Origin of the sequence: Enterobacter cloacae complex sp. P1B (assembly GCF_014982345.1) — a bacterium.
GTDB classification, from domain to species: domain Bacteria; phylum Pseudomonadota; class Gammaproteobacteria; order Enterobacterales; family Enterobacteriaceae; genus Enterobacter; species Enterobacter bugandensis.
Window position 1 is genome coordinate 528 of sequence record NZ_JADCLF010000017.1, and the last position, 21,896, is coordinate 22,423.

A 21,896-nucleotide genomic window follows, 5' to 3' on the forward strand; every position below is an offset into this window, starting at 1 on the left:
CGCTTTTTTGCTATCTGCGATCTGGATGATTCGAACCTGCAGCAGGTTCGAGCCGAACGTAGTGAGGCACCGGAGCCGTTTACGGCGACGGCCCGAAGGGCGAGCGAAGCGAGTCATCCTGCACGACCCACCAGTGTAGAAAGGCGCCCTAAAGGCGCCTTTTTGCTATCTGCCGTACAACAAATGCTTCGCCCATCTATTCCCGGTGACTTTTCACTCCAGATTCGTTATCTTGTTTAGTATATAAAACACAATTGCCCTGCGTTTTGCTTTGTCAGGCAAAAGAAAGGCAATATTGTTAAGCCAGTAAAACGAGAAGCCATAATGAGCGTGATGTTCGATCCTGAAGCCGCAATCTATCCGTTTCCGCCAAAGCCTGTGCCATTAAGCCAGGATGAAAAACAATTCTACCGCGAGAAGATCAAACGGCTTCTCAAAGAGCGCGATGCGGTGATGGTGGCCCATTACTACACCGATCCGGAAATCCAGCAGCTGGCGGAAGAGACCGGGGGCTGTATTTCTGATTCACTGGAGATGGCCCGCTTCGGTGCAAAACATCCCGCTTCCACGCTGCTGGTTGCAGGCGTGCGTTTTATGGGCGAAACGGCAAAGATCCTCAGCCCGGAAAAAACCATTCTGATGCCGACGCTCAATGCGGAGTGTTCGCTTGATCTCGGCTGCCCGATTGACGAATTCACCGCCTTCTGCGACGCCCATCCTGACCGGACCGTGGTTGTTTACGCCAACACCTCTGCGGCGGTAAAAGCGCGCGCAGACTGGGTGGTCACGTCGAGCATCGCCGTTGAGCTGATTGAGCATCTGGACAGCCTGGGTGAGAAAATTATCTGGGCCCCGGACCGCCATCTTGGCAATTACGTTCAGAAGCAGACCGGCGCTGACGTTCTCTGCTGGCAGGGCGCCTGCATTGTGCACGACGAATTCAAGACCCAGGCGCTGTCCCGTATGAAGGCGCTTTATCCTGACGCGGCCATTCTTGTGCACCCTGAATCACCGCAGTCGATTGTTGATATGGCCGATGCGGTTGGCTCAACCAGCCAGCTTATCAACGCGGCCAGGACGCTGCCGCACAAGCAGCTCATCGTCGCGACCGATCGCGGTATCTTCTATAAGATGCAGCAGGCCGTACCGGAGAAAGAGCTGCTGGAAGCACCAACGGCAGGTGAGGGCGCGACGTGCCGCAGCTGCGCGCATTGCCCGTGGATGGCGATGAACGGCCTGAAGGCCATTGCCGAAGGGCTCGAGACAGGCGGTGCAGCGCATGAAATTCATGTGGATGCCGCTCTGCGTGAAGGTGCGTTAATTCCGCTTAACCGCATGCTGGATTTTACGGCTACACTACGTACTTAATTCAAAAACGCCCTGGGGAAAAGATGGATTTTTTTAGCACGCAAAACATTCTGGTTCATATACCGATTGGTGCAGGTGGCTATGACCTGTCATGGATTGAAGCCGTAGGCACGCTGGCGGGGTTGCTGTGTATCTGGCTGGCAAGCCTGGAGAAGATCAGCAACTACGCGTTCGGGCTGATTAACGTCACGCTGTTTGCGATTATCTTCTTCCAGATCCAGCTGTACGCCAGCCTGCTTTTACAGCTGTTTTTCTTCGCCGCCAATATTTACGGCTGGTACGCCTGGTCCCGGCAGAACAGCCAGCAGGAGGCTGAGCTGCAGATCCGCTGGCTGCCCTTACCGAAAGCCATCGCCTGGTTTGTCGCCTGCGTCGTCGCCATTGGTTTGATGACCGTCTACATCAACCCGGTGTTTGCGTTCCTGACCCGCGTTGCCGTTTCGGTCATGTCCGCGATTGGCCTCAACGTGACGATGCCGGAGCTTCAGCCGGATGCCTTCCCGTTCTGGGATTCCTGCATGATGGTGCTGTCGATCGCGGCGATGGTCCTGATGACCCGTAAATACGTTGAGAACTGGCTGCTGTGGGTCATCATCAACGTCATCAGCGTGGTGATTTTTGCCCTTCAGGGCGTCTATGCCATGTCGCTGGAGTATCTGCTGCTGACCTTCATTGCCCTGAACGGCAGCCGGATGTGGATCAAGAGCGCGCGTGAGCGTGGCTCACACGCGCTTTCAAGCTAGTGGTGATGATGTGAATGGTCGGGCTGCGCCTCGTTAAGGTGGCAGTCCGGCCCGCTACAGGGCTGATACTCCATCTGGATGGTGGCGTGACCTATCTCATAGTGATGTTCAAGAAAGTGCTGGATGCGTTCAAGCAGCGCGTCGTGGTCATGGGGCGGGATGACCTGGACGTGCAGCGTCATGACCGGCTTCTCTCCTACCAGCCAGACGTGCACGTGATGAACATTACGCACTTCCGGGACAGTACGGCGCAGGTTTCGTTTCAGCTCGTCAATGTCCACTGATGCCGGCGCCCCTTCCAGCAGTTCATTGACGCTCTCCTTCAGTAGCCGCCAGGCGCTGCGCAAGACCAGACACGATACCAGCACGGAGAGAATGGGGTCGACAGGCGTCCAGCCGGTATAGAGGATCACCAGCGCGGCGACAATCGCCCCTACTGAGCCGAGCAAATCCCCCAGCACATGCAGAGCCGCAGCGCGAACGTTGAGGTTCTTTTCCCCGCTGCCGCGATGCAAAATCCAGAACGCCAGAATATTTGCCAGCAACCCCGCCACGGCAATCACCATCATTGTCGTCCCGGCGATGGGCTGCGGGTGCCTGAAACGCTGTACGGCCTCCCAGACGATAAGAACAGTAATAACCACCAGCGCGATGGCGTTAACAAACGCGGCAAGGGTGGTCAGCCTCAGCCAGCCGAAGGTATGACGCGCGTTGGGCGGGCGGCGAGCAAACTGCACCGCCAGCAGGGCGAAAAGCAGCGCTGCGGCATCGGTCAGCATATGTCCGGCATCAGCCAGCAGCGCCAGCGAGCCGGAAACCAGGCCGCCAATGACCTCGATAACCATAAACGTGGCCGTAACGCCAAAGGCCAGCATAAGTCGTTTTGCATTGTCGTTGCCGGGAGAAGATGGGTGTGAGTGGGTGTGCGCCATGTCTGCTTTCCTGATTCGTTATTATTTTAGTGTAGCGTTTTTAACAGGTTACTCCAAAAAGAAAGGAGAGCCTGGGCTCTCCTTTCACATTTGAAGCATCAAGAATTACTGGGTTGTGCCATCAGTTTTGGTATTGGCGTCGTTACCCACTTTGTCGTTCGGATCGGGACATTTGCCGTCCTTGCACATCGAGTTCTTATGAACCTCATCCGAGCTCATGTTGTCATGATTCATGGTGTCGGAAGCACTACCGTTCGGATGCAGCATAGTGCCGCCGGTGTTGGTATTGCCGGTATTGATCTGGCTGTTATCGACATTATTCGGGGCGATATTCTGTTTCGCATCAGGCGCAACCTGGCCTGCCGCTGCTGCCGCATTGGCATCACCGTTGCTGTCTGAAGCCCCCGTTTCTGCGGCCAGGACGCTGCCGCTGGCAAGGGTGAGTGTGGCAGTCAGGAAGAGGGTGGTCAGTTTTGTCATTTTCATGATGGTGCTCCTGTTCTTGTCGTTACGCTGGATAACATTCTCCAACAGTGCATCTTTTTATAGGCGAAAGATTCCGCCTGACGGACTTACGTCAGTAGGGAATCGCGTTTAAGCGTTTAAAAATGGTTGTTACAGTTAAAAAGCTTAGGTTAGATCTCATTTTTCGCTATTTTGTGGCGATTTTTAGGCGAATTCCAGGAATTATCTGCGTGAAGTGTAAAACCGTGTTTACACTTCCTGGTCGACAAGATAGATTGAAAGGATTGCTTTCATTACTAAAGATATGGCAGAGCTGGAAAGAAGATGAATTATCAGAACGACGATTTACGCATCAAAGAGATCAATGAGTTATTACCTCCTGTAGCACTCCTTGAGAAATTCCCCGCCACTGAAAATGCCGCAAATACGGTTTCTCATGCTCGTAAAGCGATCCACAAGATCCTGAAAGGTAATGACGATCGTCTTCTGGTGGTGATTGGCCCGTGCTCCATTCACGATCCTGCCGCTGCGAAAGAGTATGCGGCGCGTCTGCTCACCCTGCGTGAAGAGTTAAAGGATGAGCTGGAAATCGTCATGCGCGTCTATTTTGAAAAACCGCGCACGACCGTGGGCTGGAAAGGGCTGATTAACGATCCGCACATGGATAACAGCTTCCAGATCAACGACGGCCTGCGCATTGCGCGCAAGCTGCTGCTGGAGATCAACGACAGCGGCCTGCCTGCTGCCGGCGAGTTCCTGGATATGATTACGCCACAATACCTGGCAGACCTGATGAGCTGGGGCGCCATTGGTGCCCGTACCACTGAATCTCAGGTTCACCGCGAGCTGGCTTCCGGTCTCTCATGTCCGGTGGGCTTCAAAAACGGTACTGATGGCACCATCAAAGTGGCTATCGATGCCATCAACGCCGCGGGTGCGCCGCACTGCTTCCTGTCCGTGACCAAATGGGGTCACTCCGCCATCGTCAACACCAGCGGTAACGGTGATTGCCACATCATTCTGCGTGGCGGTAAAGAGCCAAACTACAGTGCAAAACACGTGGCAGAGGTGAAGGCCGGGCTGGAAAAAGCCGGGCTGCCACCGCAGGTGATGATCGACTTCAGCCACGCCAACTCCAGCAAGCAGTTCAAAAAGCAGATGGAAGTGGGGGCAGACGTCTGTCAGCAGATCGCCAACGGTGAGAAGGCGGTAATTGGGGTGATGATCGAAAGCCATCTGGTTGAAGGTAACCAGAACCTGGAAGGCAGCGAGCCGCTGGTGTATGGCAAAAGCGTCACCGATGCCTGCATTGGCTGGGACGATACCGATGCCATCCTGCGTCAGCTGGCGAATGCGGTAAAAGCGCGCCGCGGCTGAGTCCTCACGCACAAATAAAAAAGCGCGGAAGGCTCCGCGCTTTTTTTACGTCCGGCGAAAATTACTTCGCTTTACCCTGGTTCGCGACAGCCGCTGCTTTCGCTGCGATCTCGTCCGCGTTACCCAGGTAGTAATGTTTGATTGGCTTGAAGTTTTCGTCGAACTCATATACCAGCGGTACGCCAGTTGGGATGTTCAGTTCGAGGATCTCGTCTTCGCCCATGTTGTCCAGGTATTTCACCAGCGCGCGCAGGGAGTTACCGTGAGCAGCGATGATCACGCGCTCACCGCTTTTCAGGCGTGGCAGAATGGTTTCGTTCCAGTAAGGCACAACGCGGTCGATGGTCAGTGCCAGGCTCTCGGTGGTTGGCAGCTCAGCATCAGTCAGTTTCGCGTAGCGCGGGTCGTGGCCCGGATAGCGCTCGTCATCTTTGGTCAGCTCTGGTGGGGTGACCGCGAAGCCGCGACGCCACTGTTTAACCTGCTCGTCACCGTATTTCTCAGCGGTTTCCGCTTTGTTCAGACCCTGCAGCGCACCGTAGTGACGCTCGTTCAGTTTCCAGGATTTCTCAACCGGCAGCCAGGCCTGATCCAGTTCGTCCAGCACGTTCCACAGGGTGTGGATGGCACGTTTCAGCACAGAGGTGTAAGCAAAATCAAAGCTGAAGCCTTCTTCCTTCAGCAGTTTACCTGCTGCTTTTGCTTCGCTTACGCCTTTCTCGGACAGATCAACGTCGTACCAACCGGTAAAGCGGTTTTCGTTGTTCCACTGGCTTTCGCCGTGACGCACCAGGACCAGCTTAGTAATAGCCATCTCTTACTCCTCAAGCATTTTTAGAATGATAACAATTCTCATTATATTGCTGTGGCCGTGCCAGCAGCAACGCTTAACCCTAACCATAGCGAAAATAGTCTCTGAGTGTAAGATGCTTGTGAATCCAGGGTTAGGATTTTGTCAGCGATCGGCGCTATTTTCAGCAAGACGCGCAGAAAAAAGCCCTCCGATGGGAGGGCTGGAAATCATTTCGGAATAAAATGGTATTCCGTCACGCTAATGTACTCTTCACCGGGGCGCAGCACGCAGTCCGGCTGCGGCCATTCCTGATGATTGGGGCTGTCCGGCAGGAACTCGCTCTCAAGCGCAAGTCCTTGCCAGTCGCTGTACTCATTGTGTTCGCGCGCCGTCGTGCCGCCGAGGTAGTTGCCCGAGTAGAATTGCAGGGCAGGGGCGGTGGTATACACCGTCATCTGCAGTTTCTCATCGCTGGACCAGACCTGTGCGGCAGGCTGCTTCACATCACCTTTGGCGTGCAGCAGGAACGCGTGATCGTAGCCTTTCACCTTGCGCTGATCGTCATCGCTCAGGAAATCCTGGGCGATAACTTTCGCGCTGCGGAAGTCAAAGCTGGTCCCGCTCACGTCTTTCAGGCCCTGATACGGAATGCCCATCTCGTCAACCGGCAGATACGCGTCCGCCAGGATCTGCAGCTTGTGGTTACGCACGTCGCACTGGTTGCCGTCGAGATTGAAGTAGGCATGGTTAGTCAGGTTAACCGGACACGGCTTGTCGACCGTCGCACGGTATTCAATAGCGATACGGTTGTCGTCCGTCAGCGTAAAGCGCGCGGACGCGGTAAGGTTCCCCGGGAAGCCCTGATCGCCATCAAGCGAATCCAGCGAGAACAGCACTTCGCCGTCGTTTTGACGAACAATTTTCCAGCGGCGTTTATCAAACCCATCCGGACCGCCGTGAAGCTGGTTCTCGCCCTGGCTTGGCAGCAGCGGGTACTGCACGCCGTCGAGCTCAAAACGGCTCTTCGCGATGCGGTTGGCATAGCGCCCGACGGACGCGCCCAGATAGGCAGACTGATTAACGTACTGCTCGGGTGAGGCGCAGCCCAGCAGGGTTTCGCGCACGCTGCCGTCCGGCATCGGTACGCGGGCAGAAAGCAGGGTCGCACCCCAGTCCATCAGCGTAACCACCATTCCCGCGCTGTTGCGCAGGGTTAACAGGCGATACGGCAGACCATCCGGTGCGAGGGTAGGTGTTTCGTTTAGCACTGTCCGGCTCCTTGTGATGCTTTACATACATAGAACGTTTCTTTGATGCCCGTTTGCGCTTCGTACTGCTTCGCCACGGCGTCCTGGACGGCAGGGACCAGCTCTTCCGGCACCAGCGCGACGATGCAGCCGCCAAAGCCGCCGCCCGTCATGCGCACGCCGCCTTTATCGCCAATAACCGCTTTGACGATGTCCACCAGGGTGTCGATCTGCGGCACGGTGATTTCAAAATCATCGCGCATGGAGGCGTGAGATTCCGCCATCAGCTCACCCATGCGCTTCAGGTCACCTTTCGCCAGCGCGGAGGCGGCTTCAACGGTACGGGCATTTTCGGTCAGCACGTGGCGAACGCGTCTGGCGACGACAGGATCCAGCTCGTGCGCCACTTTGTTAAATTCATCGAGCGTCACGTCGCGCAGGGCAGGCTGCTGGAAGAAGCGCGCGCCGGTTTCGCACTGTTCGCGGCGGGTGTTGTACTCGCTGCCCACCAGCGTACGTTTAAAGTTACTGTTGATAATCACGACGGCCGCGCCTTTTGGCAGGGGAACGGCTTTGGTGCCAAGCGAGCGGCAATCGATCAGTAAAGCATGCTCTTTTTTGCCCAGCGCGGAGATCAGCTGGTCCATAATGCCGCAGTTGCAGCCCACGAACTGGTTTTCCGCTTCCTGACCGTTCAGGGCAATTTGCGCCCCGTCCAGCGGCAGATGATACAGCTGCTGGAAGACGGTTCCCACGGCCACTTCGAGCGAGGCCGACGAGCTTAAGCCCGCACCCTGCGGCACGTTGCCGCTGATGACTAAATCGGCACCGCCGAAGTTCTTGTTGCGCTTCTGCAGATGCTTCACCACGCCGCGCACGTAGTTAGACCACTGCTGGCTGTCGTGCGTCACAATCGGGGCATCGAGGGAAAACTCGTCCGTCTCATTACCGTAATCCGCCGCAATGACGCGGACTTTACGGTCGTCGCGCTTCGCACAGCTGATAACCGTCTGGTAATCGATGGCGCACGGCAGCACGAAGCCGTCGTTGTAGTCGGTGTGTTCACCGATCAGGTTGACGCGACCAGGCGCCTGAATTACGTGGGTGGCAGGGTAGCCAAATTTCTCAGCAAACAGGGATTGTGTTTTATCTTTCAGACTCATTTTTAGACTCCTGATTCGCGATAGTGGACGTCGCTGACGGCACGCAGACGCTCTGCCGCCTGTTCCGCCGTCAGGTCACGCTGGGTTTCCGCCAGCATTTCATAGCCCACCATAAATTTACGCACCGTTGCAGAGCGCAGCAGCGGCGGATAGAAATGGGCGTGCAGCTGCCAGTGCTGATTCTCTTCGCCGTTAAACGGCGCGCCGTGCCAGCCCATGGAGTACGGGAAGGAGCACTGGAACAGGTTGTCGTAACGGCTGGTCAGCTTTTTCAGCGCCAGCGCCAGGTCGTCGCGCTGCGCGTCGCTGAGATCGGTAATGCGCTGAACGTGCGCTTTCGGCAGCAGCAGCGTCTCAAACGGCCAGGCGGCCCAGTAAGGCACGACCGCCAGCCAGTGTTCGGTTTCCACTACGGTACGGCTGCCGTCGGCCAGCTCGCGCTGGGTGTAGTCCACCAGCATGGGGGAGCCGTTTTCTGCGAAATAGTCCTTCTGGAGACGGTCTTCACGCTCGGCTTCGTTGGGCAGGAAGCTGTTCGCCCAGATCTGGCCGTGCGGATGCGGGTTAGAGCAGCCCATCGCCGCGCCTTTGTTTTCGAACACCTGCACCCACGGATAGCTCTGCCCCAGCTCAGCGGTTTGCGCCTGCCAGGTGCTGACCACCTCTTTCAGCGCGTCCACGCTCAGCTCCGGCAGCGTTTTGCTGTGATCGGGCGAGAAGCAGATCACGCGGCTGGTACCGCGCGCGCTTTCACAGCGCATCAGCGGGTCGTGGCTCGCGGGGGCATCCGGGGTGTCGGTCATCAGGGCGGCAAAATCGTTGGTAAACACGAAGGTGCCTTTGTAGTCCGGGTTTTTATCCCCGGTCACGCGCGTGTTGCCCGGACAGAGGAAGCAATCCGGGTCGTGCTGCGGCAGGGTCTGTTTTGCAGGCGTCTCCTGCGCCCCCTGCCAGGGACGCTTGGCGCGATGCGGAGAGACCAAAATCCATTGCCCGCTTAGCGGGTTAAAACGACGATGCGGATGATCGACGGGATTAAACGAAGTCATGACGGATCCTTAGTCCGGATAACCCTGCGGGTGGCGTGACTGCCAGTGCCAGGTATCCTGTGCCATTTCATCAAGCGTGCGGGTGACACGCCAGTTAAGTTCTTTATCGGCTTTGGTGGCATCGGCCCAGTAAGCAGGCAGGTCGCCATCACGACGCGGAGCGAAGTGGTAGTTCACCGGCTTACCGCAGGCTTTGCTGAAGGCGTTAACCACGTCCAGCACACTGCTGCCGACCCCGGCACCGAGGTTATAAATATGCACGCCCGGTTTGTCAGCCAGCTGCTGCATGGCTGCAACGTGGCCGTCTGCTAAATCCATCACGTGGATATAGTCACGCACGCCGGTGCCGTCTTCGGTCGGGTAGTCATTGCCAAAAATGGCCAGCGACTCGCGACGGCCTACCGCCACCTGGGCGATGTACGGCATCAGGTTGTTCGGAATGCCCTGCGGATCTTCACCCATATCGCCAGACGGATGGGCGCCGACCGGGTTGAAGTAGCGCAGCAATGCGATGCTCCACTCCGGCTGGGCTTTTTGCAGGTCGGTCAGGATCTGCTCTACCATCAGCTTGCTTTTGCCGTACGGGCTTTGCGGCGTACCGGTCGGGAAGCTTTCAACGTAAGGAATTTTTGGCTGATCGCCATAGACGGTGGCGGAGGAGCTAAAGATAAAGTTTTTGACGTTTGCCGCGCGCATGGCGGAGATCAGACGCAGGGTACCGTTGACGTTGTTGTCGTAATACTCAAGCGGTTTCGCAACGGATTCACCGACCGCTTTCAGCCCCGCGAAGTGGATCACCGCTTCGATGGCGTGGTCGTGAAGGATCTCGGTCATCAGCGCTTCGTTGCGGATGTCGCCTTCTACGAAAGTCGGCTGTTTACCGCCAAGACGTTCAATCACCGGCAGTACGCTGCGCTTACTATTGCACAGGTTGTCGAGGATGATCACATCGTGACCATTTTGCAGCAGCTGCACACAGGTATGACTTCCGATGTAACCGCTACCACCTGTTACCAGAACTCGCATAATTCGCTCCATTGGGCCTATGGTATGTAATAACCATAGCATAACAGAGACGCGAAAAGTGTGACATGGGATAAAATAGTGGAATCGTTTACACTCGTTTTCACACTCGCTTTTTCGATGACGTAGAGCATTCTAGATCAAAGAGATAGCGATGTATTGATGCAAGTTATCTGAAAAGAGGAGGGCGGTGCCCTCCGCGGTTAATCTACGTTGCTGAGAAGGTAGCGATAACCCTCGCCGTCCGCGACAAACTCGAGGCGGTGGGTGATGCAGGAGGGGGCATCTTCGGCATGGTGTGAAACGAACAGCAGCTGCGTTTCACCTTCGCTAATCAGCACGTCCACAAAGCGGCGGACCAGCTGTCGGTTAAGCGGATCCAGCCCCTGCAGCGGCTCGTCGAGGATCAGGAGCGTAGGGTGTTTTACCAGCGCGCGAACGATCAGTGCCAGGCGCTGCTGCCCCCACGACAGGCTATGAAACGGCGCGTCAGCCACCCGGTTATCCATCCCCAGAATATCCAGCCACTGCTGGGCCAGCTTGTGCTGTTTATCTGACACCGCCTGATAAATGCCGATGGAATCAAAATAGCCGGAAAGGATCACGTTGCGTACCGTGGTACTGACCCGGTAATCCAGATGCAGGCTGCTGCTGACGTAGCCAATGTGCTTTTTGATATCCCAGATGGTTTCGCCGCTGCCGCGAAGGCGGCCAAACAGCGTCAGATCGTTGCTGTAGCCCTGCGGGTGATCGCCGGTTATCAGGCTCAGCAGCGTGGATTTCCCCGCGCCGTTGGGACCGACAATCTGCCAGTGTTCGCCAGGATTAACCGTCCAACTGAGGTGATTCAGGATCGGTCGTTCGTCATAGGAGACTACGCCATCGCGCAGGACGATAAGCGGCTGCCGGGGATCGAGACCGTGGCGTGCTGCCGGCGCGTCGGGATCCGGCAGCGCAATGCCCGCCAGCTTTTCGCTGTGCGCAAGCTGGGCAATCAGCGCCTGTCGGAGCAGCGCGGACTTTTCTCCGGTTTCGATCAGGCTACAGTCTGCCAGCACGCCCGCGTTCTGCACGAAGTCAGGAATTTCATCAAAGCGGTTCAGCACCAGTACGATCGTATAGCCTTCCTGATTCAGAGAGTCCAGCAGGGCAGCCAGCTGGGCGCGGGAGTGGACATCCAGCCCGTCAAAGGGCTCATCCAGAATCAGCAGCTCCGGCTGGCTCATGAGCGCCTGGCACAGCAGCGTTTTCCGCGTCTCGCCGGTAGAGAGGTACTTAAAGCGCCGGTTTAACAGCGCTGAAATGCCAAACTGTTCCGCCAGATGCTGACAGCGGGCGGGATCTTTCACCTCATCCTGAATAATTTCCGCCGCCGTGCGGCCGGTATCTTCTTCGCCAGGACTGAGTAAATCGGTATTGTTGCGCTGCCACTCGTCGCTGACCAGCTTCTGCAGCTGTTCAAAGGACAGGCGCGTCAGGCGCGTGAAATCGCTCCGGCATTCGCCTTTGAGAAGGGTAAGCTCTCCGGCCAGCGCGCGGGCCAGCGCGGATTTACCGCTGCCGTTAGTGCCGACAAACGCCCAGCTTTCACCCGCGCGTATTGTCAGATCGGCAATCGTCAGCGTTCGGGTATCGCTAAGACGAAACGTACCTTGCGAAATATGCAATGATGACATGATGTATCCCATTTTTTGCAGCAATTGATATCAGGGATACGCACTGTCGTCACGATTGTCAATGCGCTCAGCACAATGTGGCGATAATCACCCGGTCCGCGTTGAAATATGCGGTGACGACAGCACCTTCTTCTAAATCGTTCGCCTCGCTGAGCGGGACCGTGGCGCAAAGCGCCTGTCCGTCTGCCAGGGGCATCAGCACTTCGCACTGCTCCTTGCCGCGTTCGATATGGCTGATGGTGCCCCGCAGCTGGTTATCAGCCGCCTTTGCCTTGTCCGGGTCGCGTGTGATATTGACCCAAGGTGCTTTCAGCAACACCAGCACCTCTTTACCTTCATCCAGGTCAAGGCGTTCTGCGCTCTGGGCCGTTATCGCCGCTTTCAGACGGGTGACACCATCGGCAAGCAGGATCTCAACATGCTGCTGTACCTGGAGATTATCGCGCGCCGTCACCGTACCAAACCACTGGTTGCGGGCGCTGGTCTGCAACGAGAAGCGGGAAATGGCTGCCAGCAAGCTGTCCAGCGGAACGTTGTCGTCGTCACTCAATACATCGAACGCTTTTTGCTGAATCTGGCCCAGGAGATCGTAGAGCTGTATCAGGCGCAGGCCGTAGCGTGTGACAACAGCACCTCCACCGCCTTTGCCCCCTGTGGCTCTGTCCACCAGCGGATGCTCGCTCAGGGTGTTCATGTCATTGATGGCATCCCAGGCGCTTTTATAGCTGATCCCGGCGTTCTTAGCGCCCTGGCTAATTGAGCCGGTTTGTTCTATCTGTTTAAGCAGGGCAATACGTCGGGGATCGGCGAAAAGCTTTTGCTGAAGTCGGAGAGTAAGAAGAATTTCGGCCTGCATAACAGTGTCCTGGCAAAAAGAATATTGTGACCCAAATGGTGCAGGGCGCAAAGGGCACCGCACAAAAGGGGATGTTTTTCTTACTTTTCAGAGTAGAATAGCCCATTCACAAAATCTGGAGAAAACCATGTTAGAGTTGTTGAAAAGTCTGGTATTCGCCGTGATCATGGTACCAGTAGTGATGGCCATCATCCTCGGTGCCATCTACGGCCTGGGTGAAGTGTTCAACGTCTTTTCGAATATCGGTCACCGAGACCGTGCGAAAAAGCAGCATTAATTTCCCACAAAACGCCCGGCTTGCCCGGGCGTTTTGCTCTCAAGCTTTTCTTACTTTCGCCGATATTATTTAACGTAACACACCGTGTTACCCCTTGAGCGGTACGAATTACCGCTGGGATCTCCCTGACGATACCGCTATATTAATATGTATATAACGCTACTCACAGGAGTTACAGATGGCACGTTCATGGGTACGCCTTTTCGCAGGGGCAACGCTGACGCTTTCACTTACCGGACACGCGCTGGCGGACGAAGGTAAAATTACGGTCTTTGCGGCGGCGTCGTTGACCAACGCGCTGCAGGATATTGCGGCGGCGTATAAAAAAGAGAAAAACGTCGAGGTAGTCTCCTCTTTTGCCTCTTCCTCTACGCTGGCACGGCAGATAGAAGCGGGCGCTCCGGCAGATCTGTTTATCTCTGCTGACCAGAAGTGGATGGACTACGCGGTGGAGAAGAAATCGATTGATGCGGCGACCCGCGAAACGCTGCTGGGCAATAGCCTGGTTGTGGTTGCACCGAAGGCCAGCGTGCAGGGTGAAATCACCATCAACAAAGAGACAAACTGGACCCGCCTGCTGAACGGTGGCCGTCTGGCGGTGGGTGACCCGGAACACGTTCCGGCCGGGATTTACGCCAAAGAAGCGCTGCAAAAGCTGGGCGCGTGGGAGACCCTGTCACCAAAACTGGCCCCGGCGGAAGATGTGCGCGGCGCGCTGGCGCTGGTGGAGCGTAACGAAGCTCCGCTGGGCATTGTGTATGGTTCCGATGCCGTTGCCAGCAAGGGTGTAAAAGTGGTTGGCACCTTCCCGGAAGACTCCCACAAGAAAGTGGAATATCCTGTGGCGATTGTTGATGGACATAAAAATGCGACCGTAACGGCCTTCCGCGATTATCTGAAGGGGCCGGAGGCGTCCGCAATCTTTAAACGTTATGGATTTACGACTCACTGATGATACTGACCGATCCTGAATGGCAGGCTGTTCTGCTGAGCCTTAAAGTCTCTTCCCTGGCGGTTGCGCTGAGTTTGCCCTTTGGGATCTTTTTTGCCTGGCTACTGGTTCGCTGTCGGTTCCCCGGCAAAGCGCTGCTCGACAGCGTCCTTCATCTTCCCCTGGTTTTACCGCCCGTGGTGGTCGGTTATCTGCTGCTGATTTCGATGGGGCGACGCGGTTTTATCGGCGAAAAGCTCTACGACTGGTTCGGAATCACCTTTGCCTTTAGCTGGCGCGGTGCGGTACTGGCGGCGGCGGTGATGTCATTCCCGCTGATGGTCAGAGCGATCCGCCTCGCGCTGGAAGGCGTGGATATGAAGCTCGAACAGGCAGCCCGCACGCTCGGTGCCGGGCGCTGGCGCGTCTTTTTTACCATCACGCTTCCGCTTACGCTGCCGGGCATCATTGTCGGGACGGTGCTGGCGTTCGCCCGCTCGCTGGGCGAGTTTGGTGCGACCATCACCTTTGTGTCGAACATTCCCGGCGAGACGCGGACCATCCCTTCAGCCATGTATACCCTGATTCAGACGCCAGGGGGAGAGAGTGCCGCAGCGCGGCTGTGCATCATCTCTATCGTATTAGCCCTGGTTTCGCTGCTGGTTTCTGAATGGCTGGCACGGCTAAGCCGCGAACGGATGGGGAAATAACGATGCTGGAACTGAATTTCACCCAGACGCTGGGAAACCATACTCTGACGCTTAACGAGACGCTGCCTGCAAGCGGTATCACTGCCGTCTTCGGCGTGTCGGGCGCGGGTAAAACGTCTCTGATTAACGCCATCAGCGGCCTGACGCGCCCGCAGTCAGGGCGCATTGTCCTGAACAACCGCGTCCTGAATGACGTGGAGAACAAGATTTTCCTTTCGCCGGATAAACGCCGCATCGGTTATGTTTTTCAAGACGCGCGCTTGTTCCCGCACTACAGCGTGCGCGGCAACCTGCGCTACGGCATGGCGAAAAGCATGGCCGGGCAGTTTGATAAGCTGGTGACGCTTTTAGGCATTGAACCCCTGCTCGACAGGCTGCCGTCCTCGCTCTCCGGCGGGGAGAAACAGCGTGTGGCTATAGGCCGCGCGTTGCTGACCGCCCCCGAACTGCTGCTGCTCGACGAGCCGCTGGCCTCGCTGGATATACCGCGCAAGCGCGAGCTTTTGCCTTACCTGCAGCGTCTGACCCGCGAAATTAATATTCCGATGCTCTACGTCAGCCATTCGCTGGATGAGATCCTGCATCTGGCCGACAAAGTGCTGGTGTTGGAAGAGGGCAGCGTGAAGGCCTTCGGCAACCTGGAAGAGGTGTGGGGCAGTAGCGTGATGCACCCCTGGTTACCCAGGGAGCAGCAGAGCAGCATCCTGAAGGTGAGCGTTCTGGAGCATCATCCGCACTACGCGATGACCGCCCTGGCGCTGGGCGACCAGCATCTTTGGGTCAATAAGATCGACAAACCGTTGCAGTCCGCGCTGCGGATCCGCATCCAGGCGTCGGACGTCTCGCTGGTGTTGCAGCCGCCGCTGCAAACCAGTATTCGAAATATTCTGCGCGCCAAAGTGGCGGAGTGTTTTGATGATAACGGGCAGGTAGAGGTGAAGCTCGACGTGGGCAGCAGGACGCTCTGGGCGCGCATCAGCCCGTGGGCCAGGGATGAGTTGGCAATCAAGCCCGGCCTGTGGCTTTACGCGCAAATCAAGAGCGTTTCGATCACCGCCTGATTACAGCAGGTGGGTATAAATGTACTGCGCGATGCTATCGGTGGTGTTGTCGCCAATCACCACGTTAGCGCGCGCTTTTACCGCGTCGTCCGCATTACCCATCGCCACGCCCGTACCGGCAGCTTCCAGCATGCTGATGTCGTTGTAGTTGTCGCCGAAGGCGATCGCGTCCTGCATTGACCAGCCCTGCGATTCCACGTACTGCGTCAGACGCTTGCCTTTGCTGTTGCCTTTGCGGGCAATATCCACCTGATCGTGCCAGGACCATTCGCACTCCAGCCCCAGCGTGTCCTCGACGTGTTTCGCGAAGGTATTCAGTTTGGTGGTGTCTTCATCCGTCAGGGCAAACTTCCAGATAGCCTCAACGTCCTGGGCCGCCTGACGCAGAGAGGAAACCTGGGTAAAGACCGGACGCTGCGCTTCTGGCAGGGACAACGCCCAGTTGCTGGTGCGTACCACATGGCCGGTTGGGCGCTCGTACACCATCGCGTTATCCACATACATCAGGCCGTGAACGTTATGCTCATCCAGCAGATCAATCAGCTGCAGCGCCTGGGGAACCGGCAGCGGGTCGGAGGCTAAAACCTTTTTTGCCTGATAATCATACAAATAAGTGCCATTACAACAAATTGCAGGTGTATCCAGCGCCAGTGCCTGATAAAAAGGGTGAATGGCAACGTGATGTCGACCCGTTACGATAAGGAGTTGATATCCCACTTCCTGCGCGCGTTTAAGCGCTTCAAGGGAGGAGGGGAGCAGGGTTTTCTGAGGGGTAAGTAATGTTCCGTCTAAATCCAGTGCAATCACACGCGAGGTCATTTGTTCTTCCGGGTTAATGTTGAATTTTAGGTCTCAGGGGATGTTACACCGAGAGTAAATCGCTGCAAAATTCCTGGCTAAAATTCAGCATTCACCGTTAAAAATAATCACTTTCACGTGCAGTGAGGAAAGGAGTATTCATGAAACAAACCGTTTATACCGCCAGTCCTGAAAGTCAGCAGATCCACGTCTGGCGCTTGAATGCAGAAGGTTCGCTCACGCTGGTTCAGGTTGTTGATGTGCCGGGCCAGGTGCAACCGATGGTCGTCAGCCCGGATAAACGTTTCTTATACGTGGGTGTGCGCCCGGAGTTTCGCGTGCTGGCCTACCGCATCTCTCCTGACGACGGCGCGCTGACCTACACCGCTGAAGCGCCACTACCGGGCAGCCCAACCCACATCTCGACCGATCGTAAAGGACGTTTCATTTTTAGCGGTTCTTACAATGCCGGTTGCGTCAGCGTGACCCGTCTTGACGATGGTATTCCGGTAGAAACTGTCGACGTGGTGGAAGGGCTGGAAGGCTGCCATTCGGCGAATATTTCCCCGGACAACCGCACGCTGTGGGTGCCTGCGCTGAAGCAGGATCGTATCTGCCTGTTCACCCTGAGCGACGATGGTCACCTGGTGGCGCAGAATCCTGCTGAAGTCACCACCGTTGAGGGCGCAGGTCCTCGCCATATGGTATTCCACCCGAACCAGCAATATGCCTACGTCGTTAACGAACTGAACAGCTCGGTGGACGTATGGGAGCTGAAAGATCCAAACGGCCAGATTGAGTGCGTGCAGACGCTGGACATGATGCCGTCTGACTTCTCAGACACTCGCTGGGCGGCAGATATTCACATCACGCCGGATGGTCGTCATCTCTACGCCTGCGACCGCACCTCCAGCCTGATTACCGTCTTCAGCGTCTCCGAAGATGGCAGCGTGCTGGCTATTGAGGGCTTCCAGCCAACGGAAACCCAGCCGCGCGGCTTTAATATCGATCACAGCGGTAAATACCTGATTGCGGCGGGACAGAAATCCCACCACATCGCCCTGTATGAAATCAAAGGCGAGCAGGGCCTGCTGGAAGAGAAAGGACGCTATGCGGTAGGTCAGGGGCCAATGTGGGTGGTGGTTAACGCGCACTAAGCGGCTTAAAACAAAAAACCTCGCGAATGCGAGGTTTTTTTATGCCCGGTGGTAGCCGGGTAAGCACATCAAAACGTAACCAACAGGGTCATCATAATGTCGACTCAAGGCGATGTAAATTCATCGTCAACGAACAAAGGAGAACACGGAATGATCAGTGAATAGTATATAAATAATAATCAGTCACTTAAGTGCTTTTGCTTTATAAATTCCTAAATTGGTTTTAACTGTTTTTATGTACAGTGGTGATTTGATATCATTCTGTGCGTTGGTTCGATGTGTTGCAGTTCCGCAATTCAGGATCCTTTTTAAGTCCTGGCTGTCGGGTGGTGCCGACGGTGCCTAAACTGCGGAGCACATCAAAACATAACCAACACACCTCTGGTGACAGGCAGCGGAAAGGTAAACCAGAGGAGAAGTGCTCTATACCAAAGGAGTGGCGTATGAGCGGTGTGGAATGGGCAATTCTGTTCCTGCAACTCATGGTTGCGATTATGCAACTATTGGATGCGTATCTTAAGTTTGGAGCCTGACGCATTCAGTCGCAGTAAAAAGGGGGATTAAACTCCCCCTTTTACTCTCATCTCGTTACTGCTTCGGCTCAGCAACCACGTTGCTGCCCAGACCGCGGTTGTTGTATTCCCACATGCGGTTGAAGTTCGCGTCGTTCAGGTTGCGCTGCACGTTTCCTTTATCGTCCACCGCACCGGTGTTGCCGGAGAACGGACGTTTGGAGACAGCCGCATCAGCCCACGGCTTCGCCACGTTAAAGCCTTCGTTGATCACGCTGTCGCGGATAACGACCTGGCCGTTGGTCGCAGAGTCCACGTCCAGGGAACGGCCCAGCTGCGCCACGCCGTCACCGGCCGCGTTAAAGCGGCTGTTCACGGCCAGGAAGCCGTAAAACAGGTTAGACTGGGTTGCCGGAGCAAACACATAGCCTTCCTGCTGGGTACGGGAATTCACCACGCGGAAATTGGTGTTATCAAACACCACCGCGCCGCGACCGGACACCAGATCCACGTCACCTTCAACGTAGCTGTTGGTCACCAGCGTGCGGGTCAGACGGTTGTTCTGCAGCGTGTTCTGTACGCCGCTGTTGGTCACGAAGAAGGTGTTCTGACGGCCCAGAATATTGACGTTGTTAATCTGCACCTTATCGCCGTCGCTACGCAGCGCCACGGCCTGATGGTTACCGGCATCCACGCTGTCACCCAGGGTATTCTGAATGGTCAGGTTCTGCAGTTGCAGGCCATTATTCTGCGACCAGAACACCGCCGAGCACATCACACCAATGGTGGCGGAACGCTTGCTCTGGCAGTTATCAAACATATACCACGCCGGTTTGCCCGGCATATATTTGCCTGCCGGGTTCACCAGGTGACGCCAGGCGGTGCTGTCGATTTCGGAATCAATCGCCAGGCCAATTTTTACGTCGATGGCTTTTTCACCCAGACCGTAAATCGTAATGCTGCCAGGAGCCGCCGGAACATACACGGTGCCTTCGTATTCACCCGGCAGGATCGCGATGTACTGGCGAGACGCGCTGTGTTTAGTGATTGCCGCGTCAACCGCTGCCTGGATAGAGGTATGCGTTACGCCCTGCGCGCCAGCCGGGCCAACAACGAAGTCAGGCTGTTTAGGCAGGTTAATAGAAGACGGTGTCCACGGCGCGGCGTTAGGATCCATCGCCGAGAAGTAATGGGTGCGGTCGAAATTCTTCGCTTCATCCGCGGACAAAATCGGGCGGGAGGCGGTACCGGGCGCTACCTGCTCAGAAGGACGCTGATCCGGTGGTGTAGAACTGCATGCGGATAATGTCACGCCAAAGGCGAGCGCTAACGCCAGACGGGAAATCCTGGAAATGTTCAAGGTGAAGCTCCTGGGTATGCAAGTCTTTACGGGATAGACGAAATAGCCTGCTTTTTTATACTAAGTTGAGCGAAACGGGAAGATAAAAAGGGTAAAAGTTGCATTTTTTGCCCGGAGGTGACGGGAAAGTCATCACAAATAAATAACATTTTCCCTCAAGGCGGTTGACAGCAGACGATGGATGCAAATAAATGTCTATACAACCCATGACAAGTGGAATGCCCATGCAGCTTCAACCTGACGATGTTATATGGCGAAATGCGCGCCTGGCAACAATGGTTCCCGATACATCCGCGCCTTATGGCCTGAAAGAGCAGTACGCGCTGGTCGTGCGCGGCCAAACTATCCTTGCCGTGCTTCCTGAATCTGACCTTCCTTCCGGACACCGTCACGTCATCGATCTTGAGGGACGTCTGGTCACGCCTGGCCTGATTGACTGCCATACCCATCTGGTATTTGGCGGCGACCGTGCGGCGGAGTGGGAGCAGCGTCTGAACGGCGTCTCTTACCAGACCATCAGCGCTCAGGGGGGCGGGATTAACGCCACCGTGACGGCAACGCGCAGCAGTTCCCTGGAAACCCTGCTGAAACTGGCGCAGCAGCGGCTCCAGCGTCTGATGAATGAAGGTGTAACGACCGTTGAAATCAAATCGGGATACGGTCTCAACGCCGAGGCCGAAGAGAAGATGCTGCAGGTTGCCCGCCAGCTGAGCCTCAATAACCCGGTTGATATCAGCCCAACGCTGCTGGCGGCCCATGCGGTTCCGCCGGAATACCGACAGGATCCGGATGCGTACCTCGCGCTGGTTTGCGAGCAGATACTGCCCACGCTGTGGCAAAAAGAGTTATATGAAGCAGTAGACGTGTTTTGTGAAAACGTCGGCTTTACCCCGTCGCAAACCGAGCGCCTCTTCCAGGCCGCCGCCGCGCTCGGTATTCCGGTGAAAGGGCATGTTGAACAGCTGTCGAATCAGGGCGGAGCGGCGCTGGTCAGCCAATATAACGGACTGTCGGCCGATCATATCGAATATCTCGACGACGCGGGCGTTCAGGCGATGGCGCAAAGCGGTACGGTTGCGGTGCTGCTCCCCGGCGCGTTCTATTTTCTGCAGGAGCGCCAGCGTCCGCCGGTTGATCAGCTCCGAAAACGTGGTGTGCCGATGGCCGTCGCCACCGACTATAACCCCGGTACCAGCCCGTTTGCCAGCCTGCACCTGGCGATGAATATGGCCTGCGTCCAGTTTGGCCTCACCCCTGAAGAGGCCTGGGCTGGCGTCACGCGCCATGCGGCGCAGGCGCTGGGCCGCGGCGCAACGCACGGGCAGCTGCAGCCGGGGTTTGTTGCCGATTTTATCGTCTGGGATGCTCACCATCCTGTGGAGATGGTTTACGAGCCGGGACGCAATCCGCTGTATCAACGTATTTTCCGTGGGGAGGCAGTATGAAGTTATGGCGGCCCGTCGCCGAAACGGTCTGGCAGGGGCGAGATGACAGCGCCGAAGCCAGCAATGCAACGCGCATTTTCCAGACGATACAACAGCAGGCGCTGTTCACGCCGCTTTCATCCGGCATCGCGCTGATAGGCTTTGAATGCGATGCAGGGGTTAAAGGCAATCAGGGCAGGCCCGGCGCCGCGCAGGCCCCTGATATTCTGCGCAAAGCGCTGGCGAATATGGCAAGCCATCAGGGACACGAACGGCTGGCGGATATGGGCTCGGTGTACGTTGAAAGCGATGAGCTTGAACCCGCGCAGCGGGCGTTAAGCGATGCCGTGACGGCCTGCCAGCAGTCCGGGATGCGCACGCTGGTGTTTGGCGGCGGGCATGAAACCGCCTGGGCGCATGGACGGGGTGTTCTGGATGCGTTCCCCGGCGAGCGCGTAGTGGTGATAAACCTGGATGCGCATCTCGACCTGCGCAAGGCCGACCGGGCGACGTCCGGCACGCCGTTTCGCCAGCTGGCGCATTACTGCGCTGAGCGCGGGCGGGCATTTCAGTACGCCTGCTTTGGCGTGAGCCGGGCGGCGAACACGCAGGCGCTGTGGGATGAGGCCGAGCGCCTGAACGTCACGCTGGTGGAGGATCTTCATTTCAGACGCGAGGCATTATCGGCGCTGGAAAAGGTGCTGGCGCAGGCCGATCGTATCTATCTGACAATCGATCTGGACGTCCTGCCTGCGGGCGAAATGCCTGCCGTTTCCGCCCCTGCGGCGTTAGGCGTCCCGGCAATGGATCTTATGCCGGTTATTGAACAAATCTGCCGCAGCGGTAAGCTGCAGGCCGCCGATCTGGTAGAGTTTAACCCGCAGTACGATCGGGACGGGCAGGGCGCAAAGCTCGCCGCCCGTCTGGCCTGGCAAATTGCTCACTGGTGGGCATAACACTATTAAAGGAGTCAC

At 56.5% G+C, this 21,896-nt stretch carries 22 protein-coding genes and 1 other RNA gene; 12 read left to right on the top strand and 11 right to left on the bottom strand.

Translation table 11 applies throughout. From position 1 onward, the window contains the following. The first annotated feature begins 4 nt into the window (after nucleotides 1-4). The 3 genes from INF77_RS20665 (at nucleotide 5) to pnuC (ending at nucleotide 2,111) form a co-directional block, all read left to right on the top strand. Nucleotides 5-133, top strand: a non-coding RNA gene (locus INF77_RS20665) — RtT sRNA. 191 nt (nucleotides 134-324) lie between these two features. Continuing rightward, nucleotides 325-1,368: a quinolinate synthase NadA gene (gene nadA, locus INF77_RS20670; RefSeq protein WP_193532014.1), complete on the top strand. Its 1,044-nt coding sequence runs from the start codon at nucleotides 325-327 to the stop codon at nucleotides 1,366-1,368. Nucleotides 1,369-1,391: 23 nt separating this feature from the next. Further along, the gene (gene pnuC, locus INF77_RS20675; RefSeq protein ID WP_028012391.1) at nucleotides 1,392-2,111 is read left to right on the top strand and encodes a nicotinamide riboside transporter PnuC; all 720 of its coding nucleotides are present in this window, start codon (nucleotides 1,392-1,394) and stop codon (nucleotides 2,109-2,111) included. On the opposite strand, the gene zitB is transcribed toward pnuC, so the two are convergent. Together zitB and INF77_RS20685 are read right to left on the bottom strand one after the other, a co-directional pair. Next, on the bottom strand, nucleotides 2,108-3,043 hold the full coding sequence (gene zitB, locus INF77_RS20680) for a CDF family zinc transporter ZitB (protein WP_063154692.1): 936 nt from the start codon (nucleotides 3,041-3,043) through the stop codon (nucleotides 2,108-2,110). The genes pnuC and zitB overlap by 4 nt on opposite strands. A gap of 105 nt (nucleotides 3,044-3,148) precedes the next feature. Continuing rightward, the gene (locus INF77_RS20685) at nucleotides 3,149-3,529 is read right to left on the bottom strand and encodes a protein YbgS (RefSeq protein ID WP_045259933.1); all 381 of its coding nucleotides are present in this window, start codon (nucleotides 3,527-3,529) and stop codon (nucleotides 3,149-3,151) included. A 303-nt stretch (nucleotides 3,530-3,832) separates the two neighbouring features. Between INF77_RS20685 and aroG the strand changes: the two genes are divergently transcribed. Further along, a complete protein-coding gene (gene aroG / locus INF77_RS20690) occupies nucleotides 3,833-4,885 on the top strand; it encodes a 3-deoxy-7-phosphoheptulonate synthase AroG (protein WP_028012394.1) in 1,053 nt (350 codons plus the stop codon). Between the two features lie 61 nt (nucleotides 4,886-4,946). Here aroG and gpmA read toward each other — a convergent pair whose 3' ends face one another. From gpmA to modE, 7 genes are all read right to left on the bottom strand, one after another. Continuing rightward, nucleotides 4,947-5,699, bottom strand: coding sequence for a 2,3-diphosphoglycerate-dependent phosphoglycerate mutase (gene gpmA / locus INF77_RS20695; RefSeq protein WP_008501111.1), 753 nt, complete (start codon nucleotides 5,697-5,699; stop codon nucleotides 4,947-4,949). 206 nt (nucleotides 5,700-5,905) lie between these two features. Continuing rightward, the gene (gene galM / locus INF77_RS20700) at nucleotides 5,906-6,946 is read right to left on the bottom strand and encodes a galactose-1-epimerase (protein ID WP_041910757.1); all 1,041 of its coding nucleotides are present in this window, start codon (nucleotides 6,944-6,946) and stop codon (nucleotides 5,906-5,908) included. Beyond that, nucleotides 6,940-8,088: a galactokinase gene (galK, locus tag INF77_RS20705; RefSeq protein WP_028012396.1), complete on the bottom strand. Its 1,149-nt coding sequence runs from the start codon at nucleotides 8,086-8,088 to the stop codon at nucleotides 6,940-6,942. The genes galM and galK overlap by 7 nt, the downstream gene beginning before the upstream one ends. Before the next feature lie 2 nt (nucleotides 8,089-8,090). Beyond that, a complete protein-coding gene (galT, locus tag INF77_RS20710) occupies nucleotides 8,091-9,137 on the bottom strand; it encodes a galactose-1-phosphate uridylyltransferase (protein WP_048957134.1) in 1,047 nt (348 codons plus the stop codon). Nucleotides 9,138-9,146: 9 nt separating this feature from the next. Continuing rightward, nucleotides 9,147-10,163 (bottom strand): UDP-glucose 4-epimerase GalE, encoded by a 1,017-nt coding sequence (galE, locus tag INF77_RS20715; RefSeq protein ID WP_041910754.1) that lies wholly within the window; start codon nucleotides 10,161-10,163, stop codon nucleotides 9,147-9,149. Between the two features lie 200 nt (nucleotides 10,164-10,363). Continuing rightward, nucleotides 10,364-11,836: a molybdate ABC transporter ATP-binding protein ModF gene (gene modF / locus INF77_RS20720; RefSeq protein ID WP_193532013.1), complete on the bottom strand. Its 1,473-nt coding sequence runs from the start codon at nucleotides 11,834-11,836 to the stop codon at nucleotides 10,364-10,366. A 67-nt stretch (nucleotides 11,837-11,903) separates the two neighbouring features. Beyond that, the gene (gene modE / locus INF77_RS20725; RefSeq protein WP_047367754.1) at nucleotides 11,904-12,692 is read right to left on the bottom strand and encodes a molybdenum-dependent transcriptional regulator; all 789 of its coding nucleotides are present in this window, start codon (nucleotides 12,690-12,692) and stop codon (nucleotides 11,904-11,906) included. Between the two features lie 127 nt (nucleotides 12,693-12,819). On the opposite strand from modE, the gene INF77_RS20730 reads away from it, so the two are divergent. The 4 genes from INF77_RS20730 to modC all read left to right on the top strand — a co-directional run bounded on the left by INF77_RS20730 (nucleotide 12,820) and on the right by modC (nucleotide 15,671). Further along, nucleotides 12,820-12,969: an AcrZ family multidrug efflux pump-associated protein gene (locus INF77_RS20730; protein WP_013097516.1), complete on the top strand. Its 150-nt coding sequence runs from the start codon at nucleotides 12,820-12,822 to the stop codon at nucleotides 12,967-12,969. A 178-nt stretch (nucleotides 12,970-13,147) separates the two neighbouring features. Beyond that, entirely contained in the window at nucleotides 13,148-13,921 is a 774-nt protein-coding gene (gene modA, locus INF77_RS20735) for a molybdate ABC transporter substrate-binding protein (protein WP_063438065.1), read from the top strand. Then, on the top strand, nucleotides 13,921-14,610 hold the full coding sequence (gene modB / locus INF77_RS20740; protein ID WP_041910749.1) for a molybdate ABC transporter permease subunit: 690 nt from the start codon (nucleotides 13,921-13,923) through the stop codon (nucleotides 14,608-14,610). Before modA ends, modB begins: the two co-directional genes overlap by 1 nt. A gap of 2 nt (nucleotides 14,611-14,612) precedes the next feature. Next, nucleotides 14,613-15,671 carry a molybdenum ABC transporter ATP-binding protein ModC gene (modC, locus tag INF77_RS20745; RefSeq protein ID WP_126817774.1) on the top strand — a complete coding sequence of 353 codons (1,059 nt, stop codon included), beginning with the start codon at nucleotides 14,613-14,615 and terminating at the stop codon, nucleotides 15,669-15,671. On the opposite strand, the gene INF77_RS20750 is transcribed toward modC, so the two are convergent. Beyond that, nucleotides 15,672-16,490: a pyridoxal phosphatase gene (locus INF77_RS20750; RefSeq protein WP_041910747.1), complete on the bottom strand. Its 819-nt coding sequence runs from the start codon at nucleotides 16,488-16,490 to the stop codon at nucleotides 15,672-15,674. It abuts the gene before it with no gap. Between the two features lie 140 nt (nucleotides 16,491-16,630). Between INF77_RS20750 and pgl the strand changes: the two genes are divergently transcribed. Beyond that, entirely contained in the window at nucleotides 16,631-17,626 is a 996-nt protein-coding gene (gene pgl / locus INF77_RS20755; RefSeq protein WP_041910746.1) for a 6-phosphogluconolactonase, read from the top strand. A 443-nt stretch (nucleotides 17,627-18,069) separates the two neighbouring features. After that, nucleotides 18,070-18,159 (top strand): type I toxin-antitoxin system toxin TisB, encoded by a 90-nt coding sequence (gene tisB / locus INF77_RS20760; RefSeq protein WP_023332440.1) that lies wholly within the window; start codon nucleotides 18,070-18,072, stop codon nucleotides 18,157-18,159. Between the two features lie 55 nt (nucleotides 18,160-18,214). Here the strand turns inward: tisB and INF77_RS20765 are convergent, their stop codons facing one another. After that, nucleotides 18,215-19,498 (bottom strand): putative acyl-CoA thioester hydrolase, encoded by a 1,284-nt coding sequence (locus INF77_RS20765; RefSeq protein WP_193532012.1) that lies wholly within the window; start codon nucleotides 19,496-19,498, stop codon nucleotides 18,215-18,217. A 224-nt stretch (nucleotides 19,499-19,722) separates the two neighbouring features. On the opposite strand from INF77_RS20765, the gene hutI reads away from it, so the two are divergent. Continuing rightward, nucleotides 19,723-20,943 (top strand): imidazolonepropionase, encoded by a 1,221-nt coding sequence (gene hutI / locus INF77_RS20770; RefSeq protein ID WP_227413914.1) that lies wholly within the window; start codon nucleotides 19,723-19,725, stop codon nucleotides 20,941-20,943. After that, complete coding sequence (gene hutG / locus INF77_RS20775; protein WP_193532010.1) at nucleotides 20,940-21,878, top strand: formimidoylglutamase; 939 nt, start codon at nucleotides 20,940-20,942, stop codon at nucleotides 21,876-21,878. Before hutI ends, hutG begins: the two co-directional genes overlap by 4 nt. The last annotated feature ends 18 nt before the right edge of the window (nucleotides 21,879-21,896 follow it).

Coding starts and splice junctions, on each gene's coding strand:
- nadA (WP_193532014.1), top strand. CDS start 325: ATGAGCGTGATGTTCGATCCTGAAGCCGCAATCTATCCGTTTCCGCCA.
- pnuC (WP_028012391.1), top strand. CDS start 1,392: ATGGATTTTTTTAGCACGCAAAACATTCTGGTTCATATACCGATTGGT.
- zitB (WP_063154692.1), bottom strand. CDS start 3,043: ATGGCGCACACCCACTCACACCCATCTTCTCCCGGCAACGACAATGCA.
- INF77_RS20685 (WP_045259933.1), bottom strand. CDS start 3,529: ATGAAAATGACAAAACTGACCACCCTCTTCCTGACTGCCACACTCACC.
- aroG (WP_028012394.1), top strand. CDS start 3,833: ATGAATTATCAGAACGACGATTTACGCATCAAAGAGATCAATGAGTTA.
- gpmA (WP_008501111.1), bottom strand. CDS start 5,699: ATGGCTATTACTAAGCTGGTCCTGGTGCGTCACGGCGAAAGCCAGTGG.
- galK (WP_028012396.1), bottom strand. CDS start 8,088: ATGAGTCTGAAAGATAAAACACAATCCCTGTTTGCTGAGAAATTTGGC.
- galT (WP_048957134.1), bottom strand. CDS start 9,137: ATGACTTCGTTTAATCCCGTCGATCATCCGCATCGTCGTTTTAACCCG.
- galE (WP_041910754.1), bottom strand. CDS start 10,163: ATGCGAGTTCTGGTAACAGGTGGTAGCGGTTACATCGGAAGTCATACC.
- modF (WP_193532013.1), bottom strand. CDS start 11,836: ATGTCATCATTGCATATTTCGCAAGGTACGTTTCGTCTTAGCGATACC.
- modE (WP_047367754.1), bottom strand. CDS start 12,692: ATGCAGGCCGAAATTCTTCTTACTCTCCGACTTCAGCAAAAGCTTTTC.
- INF77_RS20730 (WP_013097516.1), top strand. CDS start 12,820: ATGTTAGAGTTGTTGAAAAGTCTGGTATTCGCCGTGATCATGGTACCA.
- modA (WP_063438065.1), top strand. CDS start 13,148: ATGGCACGTTCATGGGTACGCCTTTTCGCAGGGGCAACGCTGACGCTT.
- modB (WP_041910749.1), top strand. CDS start 13,921: ATGATACTGACCGATCCTGAATGGCAGGCTGTTCTGCTGAGCCTTAAA.
- modC (WP_126817774.1), top strand. CDS start 14,613: ATGCTGGAACTGAATTTCACCCAGACGCTGGGAAACCATACTCTGACG.
- INF77_RS20750 (WP_041910747.1), bottom strand. CDS start 16,490: ATGACCTCGCGTGTGATTGCACTGGATTTAGACGGAACATTACTTACC.
- pgl (WP_041910746.1), top strand. CDS start 16,631: ATGAAACAAACCGTTTATACCGCCAGTCCTGAAAGTCAGCAGATCCAC.
- tisB (WP_023332440.1), top strand. CDS start 18,070: ATGAGCGGTGTGGAATGGGCAATTCTGTTCCTGCAACTCATGGTTGCG.
- hutI (WP_227413914.1), top strand. CDS start 19,723: ATGCAGCTTCAACCTGACGATGTTATATGGCGAAATGCGCGCCTGGCA.
- hutG (WP_193532010.1), top strand. CDS start 20,940: ATGAAGTTATGGCGGCCCGTCGCCGAAACGGTCTGGCAGGGGCGAGAT.